The organism is Arthrobacter sp. 10T413_2, assembly GCF_056394205.1.
This window is the reverse complement of the sequence record NZ_JBFTHK010000142.1, coordinates 1-11486: the sequence shown is the minus strand read 5'-3', so window position 1 is coordinate 11486 and position 11486 is coordinate 1. Positions and strand designations below refer to the sequence as shown.

At 69.3% G+C, this 11486-nt stretch carries 12 protein-coding genes; all 12 read left to right on the top strand.

Annotation, left to right across the window (positions count from 1 at the left end):
• Positions 1–177 precede the first annotated feature (177 nt).
• The 12 genes from tilS to panC all read left to right on the top strand — a co-directional run bounded on the left by tilS (position 178) and on the right by panC (position 11157).
• Positions 178–1215, top strand: coding sequence for a tRNA lysidine(34) synthetase TilS (gene tilS, locus AC1DBQ_RS17790; RefSeq protein ID WP_476929778.1), 1038 nt, complete (start codon positions 178–180; stop codon positions 1213–1215).
• A gap of 30 nt (positions 1216–1245) precedes the next feature.
• The gene (gene hpt / locus AC1DBQ_RS17785; protein WP_091255514.1) at positions 1246–1797 is read left to right on the top strand and encodes a hypoxanthine phosphoribosyltransferase; all 552 of its coding nucleotides are present in this window, start codon (positions 1246–1248) and stop codon (positions 1795–1797) included.
• 197 nt (positions 1798–1994) lie between these two features.
• Entirely contained in the window at positions 1995–4070 is a 2076-nt protein-coding gene (gene ftsH / locus AC1DBQ_RS17780; protein ID WP_476929777.1) for an ATP-dependent zinc metalloprotease FtsH, read from the top strand.
• A 9-nt stretch (positions 4071–4079) separates the two neighbouring features.
• Entirely contained in the window at positions 4080–4724 is a 645-nt protein-coding gene (gene folE / locus AC1DBQ_RS17775; RefSeq protein ID WP_476929776.1) for a GTP cyclohydrolase I FolE, read from the top strand.
• Between the two features lie 11 nt (positions 4725–4735).
• On the top strand, positions 4736–5677 hold the full coding sequence (gene folP / locus AC1DBQ_RS17770) for a dihydropteroate synthase (protein WP_476929775.1): 942 nt from the start codon (positions 4736–4738) through the stop codon (positions 5675–5677).
• 13 nt (positions 5678–5690) lie between these two features.
• A complete protein-coding gene (gene folB / locus AC1DBQ_RS17765; protein WP_476929774.1) occupies positions 5691–6050 on the top strand; it encodes a dihydroneopterin aldolase in 360 nt (119 codons plus the stop codon).
• On the top strand, positions 6047–6616 hold the full coding sequence (folK, locus tag AC1DBQ_RS17760) for a 2-amino-4-hydroxy-6-hydroxymethyldihydropteridine diphosphokinase (protein WP_476929773.1): 570 nt from the start codon (positions 6047–6049) through the stop codon (positions 6614–6616). The genes folB and folK overlap by 4 nt, the downstream gene beginning before the upstream one ends.
• Positions 6613–7137 (top strand): DUF3180 domain-containing protein, encoded by a 525-nt coding sequence (locus tag AC1DBQ_RS17755; RefSeq protein ID WP_476929772.1) that lies wholly within the window; start codon positions 6613–6615, stop codon positions 7135–7137. Before folK ends, AC1DBQ_RS17755 begins: the two co-directional genes overlap by 4 nt.
• Positions 7118–7630, top strand: a complete 513-nt coding sequence (locus AC1DBQ_RS17750) for a PH domain-containing protein (protein ID WP_476929771.1) — start codon at positions 7118–7120, stop codon at positions 7628–7630. The genes AC1DBQ_RS17755 and AC1DBQ_RS17750 overlap by 20 nt, the downstream gene beginning before the upstream one ends.
• Before the next feature lie 18 nt (positions 7631–7648).
• Positions 7649–9340: a PH domain-containing protein gene (locus AC1DBQ_RS17745; protein ID WP_476929770.1), complete on the top strand. Its 1692-nt coding sequence runs from the start codon at positions 7649–7651 to the stop codon at positions 9338–9340.
• Entirely contained in the window at positions 9333–10253 is a 921-nt protein-coding gene (locus tag AC1DBQ_RS17740; protein WP_476929769.1) for a Rossmann-like and DUF2520 domain-containing protein, read from the top strand. Before AC1DBQ_RS17745 ends, AC1DBQ_RS17740 begins: the two co-directional genes overlap by 8 nt.
• Before the next feature lies 1 nt (position 10254).
• Positions 10255–11157 (top strand): pantoate--beta-alanine ligase, encoded by a 903-nt coding sequence (gene panC, locus AC1DBQ_RS17735; protein ID WP_476929768.1) that lies wholly within the window; start codon positions 10255–10257, stop codon positions 11155–11157.
• The last annotated feature ends 329 nt before the right edge of the window (positions 11158–11486 follow it).

The window sequence follows — 11486 nt, the reverse complement described above, 5'->3', positions numbered from 1 at the left end:
CTGGGAGTCCGCTGACCGGCTCCCCACCGAAGCCGAGATCCACGACTCCAAGCTCTGGCTCGACCGGATGGGCCTCTAGCCGCCATGACAGCCCGTAACCCCGCCGGTTCGTCGTCGGTGTCCAGCGGACGACGCCGGCCCGGCCGCCTCGCGCCGGTGGTCGGCACCGCGCGGAAAATGCTGCAGGACGCGCTTGCCGCCGCCGGCTACCCGGAGCGTGTCCTGGTCGCCTGCAGCGGAGGTCCTGACTCGCTGGCCCTCGCGGCCGTCGCCGCCTATTTCGGCCGCCGGGGCCACGTCGACGGCCACCCCGTGTCCGTGGGCGCCGTCGTGGTGGACCACCAGCTCCAGTCCGGCTCCGCCGCGGTCGCAGCAACCACCGCCCGGACCCTCGAGGACCTCGGGCTCTCTCCCGTGCAGATCCGCACAGTCGACGTCGCCGCCACCGGCATGGGCCCGGAGGCGGCCGCCCGGGACGCCCGCCACGCGGCCCTCGACGCCGCCGCGGACGAGGCCGGCGCCGGCGTGATCCTGCTCGGCCACACCCTCGATGACCAGGCCGAGCAAGTGCTGCTTGGCCTGGCGCGGGGCTCCGGCACCCGGTCCCTCGCCGGGATGCGGCCCTCCCGGGGCCGGCTCCTGCGCCCCTTCCTGGGCCTCCGGCGCGCGGACACCCTGGAGATCTGCCAGGCGGAGGGCCTGGAACCCTGGCACGATCCGTCCAACACGGATCCCGCCTACGCCCGCTCCCGGACCCGGGTTGAGGTGCTGCCCCTGCTGGAAGACAAGCTCGGCCCGGGCGTCGCCGAATCCCTCGCCCGCACGGCCTMGATCCTGCAGCTGGACGCCGACTACCTGGAGGACGTGGCAAACGACACCTTTGACCGGCTGCGGGAGCAGGACGGGGAGGAAATCAGCCTTCCGGAGGCGGCGCTGCGGGACCTGGCCCCGGCCGTGAGGTTCCGGGTGATCGCCAAGGCCGCCGCCGCCGTCGGCGGTCAACAGCCCAGCTACCAGCGCCTGCTTGCCGCCGAAGCGCTGCTGCGCCGGCAGGGATCGGCCGGCCCGGTGGAGCTTCCCGGCTCGGTCAGCGTCTACCGGCTCTCGCTCTCGCAGCTCCTTGCGGAGCAGCCGTCCGCCGCCGGCGGCGTTCCCCGCGAAGCCGCCCGCTGTGGGAAGCTTGTATTCCGGCCTCAACAGCCGCCCCGAAAATAGTCGCACCCCGCATCTACACAGGAGCCATTGGTGGATTCAAACGACGTCCAGGCAGACCTCAAGCACGTTCTCTACACCAAGGAACAGATCCAGCAACGGATCACCGAACTCGCGGCGCAGATCGACAAGGACTACGAGGGCCGCGATCTGCTGATCGTCGGCGTGCTCAAGGGCGCCGTGATGGTCATGGCAGACCTCGCCCGCGCACTGCACAGCCACGTCTCCATGGACTGGATGGCCGTGTCCTCGTACGGCTCCGGCACCCAGTCCTCCGGCGTGGTCCGCATCCTGAAGGACCTCGACACCGACCTCATGGGCAAAGACGTCCTGATTGTCGAGGACATCATCGACTCCGGCCTCACGCTCTCCTGGCTCAAGACCAACCTGGAATCCCGCGGCACCGCTTCGGTGGAAATCTGCACCGCGTTCCGCAAGCCGACGGCCGCGAAGGTCAAGATCGACGTCAAGTACGTCGGCTATGACATTCCCAACGAGTTCGTCGTCGGCTACGGCCTGGACTACGCCGAGAAGTACCGCAACCTGGACTTCGTCGGCACCCTGGCGCCGCACGTATACGAATAGATCGTTCACGCGGAGACGCCCCCGCCCGGGACCGGACGGCGGGGCGCCGCGTCCCGCTACGCCCACAGGGAACTTTTGCACTTCACCGTGCGTGAGTTAGTGCGACGGTGTATAGCTAGAACCTGACGCAGCACCACACGCGCGCAGAACGGTCGCCGTGCAGCACTACCAGGAGGGACGGGGCCAGCCCCGAACAGATGAAAGCTAAGAGTTTCTTCAAGGGCCCGGGCATCTGGATTGTCGTTGTGGTGGCCATGCTGCTGCTTGCCTTCGCCACCCTGGCGCCGGGCGGCGCAAGCCGGATTGACACCGATAAGGGCCTTGAACTGCTKAATTCCGCCGGCAAGGTTGAACAGGCCAAGATTTTCGACGCCGAGAACCGCGTGGACCTGGTCCTGAAGGACAACCTGCAGGTCGACGGGCAGGACAAGGGCAAGAACGTCCAGTTCTACTTCGTCAACGCCCGTGCCCAGGACGTCGTCAAGGCGGTCACGGATGCCAAACCGTCGGGCGGTTTCACGGACCAGCCGATCGAGAACAACTGGTTCTCGGGGCTCTTCTCCCTTCTGGTGCCCGTGCTGCTCCTTGGTGTCCTGTTCTGGTTCCTGCTTTCCCGGATGCAGGGCGGCGGGTCCAAGGTCATGCAGTTCGGCAAGTCCAAGGCGAAACTCGTCAACAAGGACATGCCCCAGGTGACCTTMAGCGATGTCKCCGGCGCCGATGAGGCCGTCGAGGAACTAGAGGAGATCAAGGAATTCCTGCAGGAGCYGGCCAAGTTCCAGGCCGTCGGTGCCAAGATCCCCAAGGGTGTGTTGCTCTACGGCCCTCCGGGCACCGGCAAGACCCTTCTGGCCCGCGCCGTCGCCGGCGAGGCCGGCGTGCCCTTCTTCTCCATCTCCGGTTCCGATTTCGTGGAAATGTTCGTCGGTGTGGGCGCCTCCCGCGTCCGCGACCTGTTCGAACAGGCCAAGTCCAACGCGCCGGCCATCATCTTCGTCGATGAGATMGACGCCGTCGGCCGGCACCGCGGTGCCGGAATCGGCGGCGGCAACGACGAGCGCGAGCAGACCCTCAACCAGCTGCTGGTTGAAATGGACGGCTTCGACGTCAAGACCAACGTCATCCTGATTGCCGCCACCAACCGGCCCGACGTCCTGGACCCCGCCCTGCTGCGCCCGGGCCGCTTCGACCGGCAGATCTCGGTCGAGGCCCCCGACCTGATCGGCMGCGACCAGATCCTGCAGGTGCACGCCAAGGGCAAGCCGATGGCTCCCGGCGTCGACCTCAAGGCCGTCGCCAAGAAGACCCCGGGTTACACGGGCGCTGACCTGGCCAACGTCCTGAACGAGKCCGCGCTGCTGACKGCGCGCTCCAACGCCAACCTGATCGATGACCKCGCGCTGGACGAGGCGATTGACCGCGTCATGGCGGGCCCGCAGAAGCGCAGCCGGGTGATGAAGGAACACGAGCGCAAAGTCACCGCTTACCACGAAGGCGGCCACGCCCTCGTCGCGGCGGCCCTGCGGAACTCCGCTCCGGTCACCAAGATCACCATCCTGCCCCGTGGCCGTGCCCTGGGCTACACCATGGTGGTCCCGGAAAACGACAAGTACTCCATCACCCGCAATGAGCTGCTCGACCAGATGGCCTACGCCATGGGCGGCCGTGTGGCCGAGGAACTCGTCTTCCACGACCCGTCCACCGGCGCGTCCAACGACATCGAGAAGGCCACCGGGATCGCCCGCAAGATGGTCACCGAGTTCGGCATGAGCGAACGCGTCGGCGCGGTGCGCCTCGGCCAGGGCGGAGGCGAGCCTTTCCTGGGCCGTGACGCCGGCCACGAGCGCAACTACTCCGACCAGATCGCCTACATCGTCGACGAGGAGGTCCGCCGCCTCATCGAGGGCGCCCATGACGAGGCCTACGCCATCCTCACCGAAAACCGGGACGTCCTGGACCAGCTGGCGCTGGAACTGCTGGAACGCGAAACCTTGAACCAGGCCGAAATCGCCCAGGTCTTCACCCACATCCGCAAGCGTGATTTCCGCGAGGTCTGGCTCTCCAAGGAGACCCGCCCGATCCTGTCCGCCGGCCCGGTGGAATCMCGCCGGGAGAAGGCCGAACGCGAAGCGCAGGAGGAAGCGACCCAGGCACGGCTCGAAGAGCCCCTGGACGCCCGGCCGCCGCACGCCCAGGGTGTCCCCGGACAGGAGTCCTTCGAAGGAGGAGCCGGCGGCGTTACGGATATCGGGACTGACGGCCTTCCCAGCTAGGCTTCTTCTGTGACTTCTAACTTCGACGACGACGTTCCCGCCCCCGCTGCCCCTTCGGCGGGGGACGGGGAAGCCCAGCATCCAAGCACCAAAGTGGACCGCCCCCGGATCGAGGCGGCCGTGCGGGAAATCCTGCTGGCCATCGGCGAGGACCCGGACCGCGGCGGACTCCTGGACACTCCGAAGCGGGTGGCCAAGGCCTATGCCGAAATGTTCGCCGGCCTGCACCACGACCCCGCGGAGATCCTGGCCACCACCTTCGACCTCGACCACGAGGAACTCGTACTGGTCAAGGACATCCCGTTCTACTCCACGTGCGAGCACCACCTGGTGCCGTTCCACGGGGTGGCGCACGTGGGCTACATCCCCTCGCACGACGGCAAGGTCACGGGCCTGAGCAAGCTGGCCCGCGTGGTGGACATGTTCGCCCGGCGCCCGCAGGTCCAGGAACGCCTGACCACCCAGATCGTCGAAGCCCTCGTCACCCACCTCAAACCGCGCGGCGCGATCGTCGTCGTCGAATGCGAGCACCTGTGCATGTCCATGCGGGGCATCCGCAAGCCCGGCGCCAAGACTGTCACCAGCGCAGTGCGCGGGCAACTGCACGACCCGGCCACCCGCGCCGAAGCCATGAGCCTCATACTCGGAAGGTAAGTAAACAGACTATGGACTCCCTAGCTGCAGCCCCAGGGACCGGCCCCGCAACCTCGCCCCTGCCCATCCTGCGCAAACCGCGCCCGGCAGCGAAGTTCCAGGACCTGCCCACGGACCGGACACTCGTCATGGGAATCCTGAACGTCACCCCCGATTCCTTCAGCGACGGCGGCGACTACGCGACGCCGGACACCGCGATCGCGGCGGGCCTGCGGATGTTCTACGCCGGGGCGGACATCATCGACGTCGGCGGCGAATCCACCCGTCCGGGCGCCACGGCGGTCGGMGTGGACGAGGAACAGCGCCGCGTGCTGCCGGTTATCGAGGCCCTGGTCAAGGCCGGCGCCCTGGTCAGCATCGACACCACCCACGCCGCGACGGCGGCCGCCGCCCTGAAAGCCGGCGCCGCGATCATCAATGACGTCTCCGGCCTGACCATCGAACCGGAAATGGCTGAACTGGCCGCCCGGACCAAGGCGCCCTATATCCTGACGCACCGCCGCGGCGACGCCAGCACCATGAATGACCTCACCGACTACGATGACGTCGCCCGGGACGTCGTCGCCGAACTCGCCGGCGTCCGCGACAAGCTCTACGCCGCAGGCGTCAGCCCGGAACAGATCATCGTGGACCCGGGKCTGGGCTTCGCCAAGAACGACGTCCAGAACTGGGAACTGCTGCAGCGCCTGGACGTCCTGCAGGCCATGGGCCACAAGGTCCTCGTGGCCGGCTCCCGCAAGCGCTTCCTCGGCAGCCTCCTGACCGTGGCCGGCAAGGCCGCCCAGCCGGTTGAACGCGATGCCGCCACCGCCGCCGTGACCGCCATCAGCGCCTTCCGCGGCGCCTGGGCGGTGCGGGTGCACGACGTCGGCCCGAGCCTGGACGCCGTCAAGGTCGCCGCCCGCATGGCACCCCCGGCGCACCCGGCACCGGCCGCCGCCGGCACCAACTGATCCGGCCGGCGTCATGGACCAGATCACGCTGCGCGGCGTCACCGCCGTCGGCCATCATGGAGTGTTCGACTTCGAGCGCCGCGACGGCCAGCCGTTCGTCGTTGACGCGGTGCTGCACCTTGACTTCAGCCAGGCTGCAGCGTCGGACGACGTCCTGGACACCGCACATTACGGCGAAGTCGCCGGCTGCATCCGGGACTGGATCACGGGAGACCCGCTGAACCTGATCGAGGCACTGGCCGTGCGGATTGCCGACGACGTCCTGCAGAAATTCCCCGTGGCCGCCGTGGACATCACCGTGCACAAGCCGAAGGCCCCGATCGAGGTAGAGTTCGGCGATGTTTCCGTCAGCGTGCACCGGAGACGGACATGAGCCCGCTTTACACCCGCGCGGTCATCGCGCTCGGCAGCAACCTGGGGGAGCGCAGCGACACGCTGTCCGCCGCCGTCGCCGATATCGTCGACCCGCCGGAAGTGCGCCTCCTGGCCATCTCGCCGATCGTCCAGACGAAGGCCGTGGGCGGCCCGGCGGACCAGCCCGACTTCCTCAACATGGTGATTGCGGTCGAGACGTCCCTGCTGCCGCGCGAACTGCTGCGGCACTGTCACGCCGTGGAACAGAAGCACCTGCGGGTGCGTGAGGTCCGGTGGGGACCGCGGACCCTGGACGTGGACATCATCACCTACGGTGCCGTGGTGAGTTCCGACCCCGAACTCACCCTGCCGCACCCCCGGGCCGCGGAACGGGCGTTCGTGCTCTACCCGTGGTCACTGATCGATCCCGCGGCGGAGCTCAACGGCCAACGCGTGGGCGAGCTCGCCGCCAAAGCCGACGATTTCGCCGACCTCGCACCGTTTGACGGCTTCCGGCCCCCGGCACCCGCGGACGTCCCAGGCGCGGACGCGGCCGGCGTCCCCGATACGGTGGACCGCCCGTGAAGCTGACCAACCCCCTGCTCCTGCTGGCCATTGCTGTGGTCCTGGCCATGGCGGGCTGGTTCGCCACCGTGATGGCCGGCCGCTACAGCCTGGCCACCCCCGTCCTGCCGCTCACCGGGCTGCTGACCATGGGCGTGATCGTGGTACTCACCCTCGTGCTGGGCATCCGCGTGCTGCGCTGGCGCAACGGCAAGAAGAAGAAAATCCTCAACCCCATCCTGGCGGCGTGGACCTTGGTCCTGGCGCAGGCCTGCGCCTACACCGGCACGGTCCTGCTGGGCTGGCACGCGGGAATCCTGATCGAGCAGCTGCGGCTGTGGAACCTGCGCAGCAACCAGGACATCACCTGGCAGGCCCTTGCGATGGCCGGCGGCGGGCTGATCATGGTGGTCGTCGGACTGGTCGTCGAGCGGTTCTGCCGGATTCCGCCCGAGGACGGCGACGCCGAATCCGGGCACGAGGTGCAGGGAAAGCGCAACAAGCCCTCCGCAGAAGGCGAATATGCCTACCGAAGCGATTGACCCGCCGGGCATCGAATGGCTCAGGGTGTCACCGAAGTACGTCACCGTGCGCCTCGCGGAGTGGGCTCTGGGGAACCTGATMGCGGTGGTCTTGCTGTCGCTTCCCCTGGTGCTGGTGCTRAACGGCGCGTGGACGTGGCCGCCGCTTTGGCTGGCCGTTGCCGTTCCGGCCGTCTGGCTGCTGCTGGCGGTCTGGCGGCTCGTCCTTATTCCCCGGCAGGTGCATTCGATCGGCTACGCCGAGCGTGACGATGACCTCCTGATCCGCCGCGGTATCTTCTTCCAGCGCACCCTCGTGGTCCCCTACGGGCGGATGCAGTACGTGGACATCGCGGTGGGACCCGTCGAACGCCCCCTGGGCTTGTGCACCCTGAAGCTACACACGGCGTCCGCCGGGACCAACGCGGAGATCCCCGGCCTGCCCGCCGGCGAGGGAGCCCGGCTCCGCKAACAGCTGTCCGCCCGCGGCGAAGCCCGGCTGGCCGGGCTGTGACGGGAAGGCCATGACGGCATGGCGCTGACACCGGAGGATCTCCCAGCGGCGCGGGAGCCGGGAACCGGCCCCGGTGCGGGAGAGACCGGTACCGCCGGTGGAACCGGCCCCGGTTCGGGAAACACCCGTACCGCCGACGCCGGCTGGCTGCGGGTCCACCMGGGATCGCCGTTCGTCCGCGGCTGGGTGGCAGTGGCCGCGCTGTTCTTCTTTTTCGGACGKGACTCCTTCGAACGGCTGCTCCAGGGCGGCCCGGTCTTTGACGAGCGGTTCGCCGGCCGGGCGCCATGGTTGCTGCTTGGCGGCGGCACCCTCCTGCTGCTGACCGTGCTCGGCTTCGTCCTGAGCTGGTACTTCACCCGCTACCAGGTGGCGGACGGGTACGTCCGGGTCAACTCCGGGTTCCTGTTCAGGCAGCAGCGCCAGGCCCGGCTGGACCGGGTGCAGGCCATCGACGTCGTGCAGCCCCTGCTGGCCAGGATTTTCGGTCTGGCGGAACTAAGGTTCGAAGTCGCCGACGCCGGAGAATCCGCTGTGCACCTGGCCTACCTCCGTGCGGACGAGGCCCGCCAGCTCCGCGCGACAATTCTCGCCGGTGCCTCCGGTGCCTCCGGTGCCTCCGGCGGGACGCTGTCGCTRTCGCAGGCGACGGAACCGGGGCAACGGGAGGCCGCCGTGGTGGAGGCTCCGGAACGGACCGTCCTGACCGTGCCGCCGTCGCGCCTGATGGGCTCAGTGCTCCTGAGTGAACAGGGCCTGGCCATCGTGGCCGGCGGCGCCGCCTCCGTGCTGCTGTCCGCCGTCACCGAAAACCGCAGCTTCACGGTCTTCCTGATCCCCGCCGTGATCGGACTCGCCGCCTCCTACTGGTCCTCGTTCAACAAGGGCTACAACTTCACCGCCGCCGTTTCCCCGGACGGCATCCGGCTGCGCTACGGCCTGCTGGACACCCAGGCGCAGACCGTGCCGCCGGGCAGGATCCAGGCCTTGAAGATCAGCCAGCCGCCGCTGTGGCGGTTGTTCGGCTGGTACAGGATCCAGATCAATGTGGCCGGCTACGGCCTGGCCGAAAGCGCCCGGGACGGCTCCCACCGGACCACCCTGCTGCCGGTRGGATCCCTCACCGACGTCCTGAAACTCCTCGCCCTGGTGCTCCCGGACCCCGGAACCGCGGATCCGGCGGGCGTCTTCACGGCAGGAATCAACGGCCTCGCGGACCCAACCGGAACACTGGACGCCGGAGCCCCGGACGCGGGAACGCCGGACACCGGAACACGGGAAGCGGGGGCCCGGCAGGACGCCGACGGCGGCTTCGTCACCACGCCGCGCCGGGCCCGGCTTCTGGCACCGCTGGGCTGGCGGCGGAACGGCTTCACCGCAACGGAGACCGCACTGCTCCTGAGGTCCGGACGGTGGTGGCGGAACCTCGTTGTGGTGCCGCACCAGCGCACCCAGTCGATGGCACTGCAGCAGGGGCCGCTCGCCCGCAGGTTCCGGGTGGCGGACCTGGTCCTGCACACCACCGCGGGCCCGGTCGCCCCGCGGCTCATCCAGGCCGGCCTCGATGAGGCCCGGGCCCTCCTGKACGCCCAGGCCGCCCGCGCCCGCGCCGCACGCAAGCGCCAAACGAGCGAACACTGGATGGAACCAACCACGCCGCCCGCGCAAACACCCGCACCAGACACTCAGGAAGGCCCGCATCATGGCTAAACCAGGACGCCTCGGCGTCGGAATCATCGGCGCAGGGAAGGTCGGTGCCGTCCTGGGGGCGGCGCTGCGCGGAGCCGAGCACGCCGTCATTGGGGTGTCCGCCGTGTCGGACGCCAGCCTCGAACGCGCCGAAACACTCTTGCCGGGCGTGCCCATCCTGGAAGTGCAGGACATCGTGGAGCGCGCCGAACTGGTCCTGCTCGCCGTCCCGGATGACGCCCTCGGCCCCCTCGTGGACGGCCTTGCCAAGCTGGGCGCCTGGCAGCCCGGCCAGCTCGTGGCGCACACCTCCGGGCGCTTCGGCGTCGGGATCCTGCACCCGGTCCGCGCCGCCGGCGCCGTGCCGCTCGCCCTTCACCCGGCCATGACATTCACGGGCATGAGCCTGGACCTCACCCGGCTCCTGGACTGCACCTTCGGCGTCACGGCCGACGCCGCGATGCTGCCGATCGCCCAGGCACTTGTCGTCGAAATGGGTGCCGAACCCGTCGCTATTGCAGAAGCCGACCGCGTCCTCTACCACGCTGCCCTGGCGCATGGCTCGAACCATCTGGTCACGCTCGTGGCGCAGGCCTCGCAGCTGCTCCGCGACGTCGGCGTCGAAGCCCCGGACCGGATGCTGGGCCCGCTGCTGCGCGCCACGCTGGAGAACGCGCTCGCCTCCGGCGAATCGGCCCTGACCGGGCCCGTGGCCCGCGGCGACGCCGGCACGGTCGCCGCGCACGCCKGTGCCCTCCGCGAGTACGACGGCGGCTCAGGCGGCGATATTCTGGAGGCGTACCTGGCCATGGCCCGGGCGACAGCCCGCCGGGCAGGAAGCCGCGGGCTCTTGAAGCCGGACCAACTCGACGGCATCGAACAAGCGCTCCGCGGCCCCGACCAGAACGGGACGCGCGCCCCGGAAGGACCCTGACATGGCAATCCAACTCGTCACCACCGCTGCCCAGCTCCGCGCCGCAAGCGCCCGGCTGCTGGCGCAGAAGGGCGGCACATCCCAGGGTCTGGTGCCCACCATGGGCGCCCTGCACGAGGGCCATGCCCAGCTGGCCCGCACCGCCGTMGCCCAGAACGACGTCGTCGTGGCCAGCATCTTCGTCAACCCCCTGCAGTTCGGYGAGGCCGCGGACCTGGACCGGTACCCCCGGACGCTGGAGGCCGACCTCGCTCTGCTTGACGCCGAGGGCGTTGACCTGGCGTTCGCGCCGGCGGTGGAGGAGGTCTACCCCGGCGGGGAGCCCCTCGTGCGGATCACGGCGGGGCCCCTGGGCGAAAAGTGGGAGGGTGCGTCCCGGCCCGGACACTTCGACGGCGCGCTGACCGTCGTCGCGAAACTGCTCCACTATGGCCTGCCGGGGGCCGGGCTTCCTGGCGGAGGCCAACCGGCCTACCGCGCCTACTTTGGCCAGAAGGACGCCCAGCAGCTGGCCCTGGTCCAGCGCATGGTGGCGGACCTGAATTTCCCGGTGGAGATCGTACCCGTGCCCATTGTGCGCTCGGCCGACGGCCTGGCGCTGTCCAGCCGCAACCGCTTCCTCTCCGGGGACGAGCGCGGTGCCGCCCTGGTCCTCTCCCGGGCTCTGCGGCTCATCGAGGAGCGCGCCAACGCCCATCAGCCCCTCGACGTMGAGTCCGCGCAGGCCCTGGTCCGATCCCAGCCGCTCGTGGAACTGGACTATTTCGAGGTCGTGGATCCGCGCACCCTCGAACCCCTTGCGGAGAACTGCAGGGAAACCCCGTTCCGCGGCGAAGCGCTGGCAATCATCGCGGCCAAGGTCGGTCCGGTGCGGCTGATCGATAACGTGCCGCTGGACGCCTGACACCAGCCGGACCAGCAAGCAGCAACGCGGGGTCRGACACGGTCCATGCCGATGGGCCGGATGTGACCCCGTGTTGCTTTTCCGGCGGCGGAATTCTGCTCCGGTGACGGGAATGCGCCCAGGGCTTAGACTGTTGCAACCTGCAGCAGCGCCGACGCTCGCCGGACCCACACCCAACTCCCTGAGGGAATTCCCATGTCAACAGACGTCTCTTCCAACAACGCCGGCGCCCCCGCGCCGGGCGCTGGTCCCGCCAGCCCGGGACCGACGCMGGCCGCGCCCGCCTCAGCCCCCGCGCCGGCCAAGATGTCGCGGGAGTCCGTCACCAT

Excerpts from the sequence above, each read along its gene's own strand:
- folB (WP_476929774.1), top strand. The coding sequence starts at position 5,691 with ATGGACCAGATCACGCTGCGCGGCGTCACCGCCGTCGGCCATCATGGA.
- folK (WP_476929773.1), top strand. The coding sequence starts at position 6,047 with ATGAGCCCGCTTTACACCCGCGCGGTCATCGCGCTCGGCAGCAACCTG.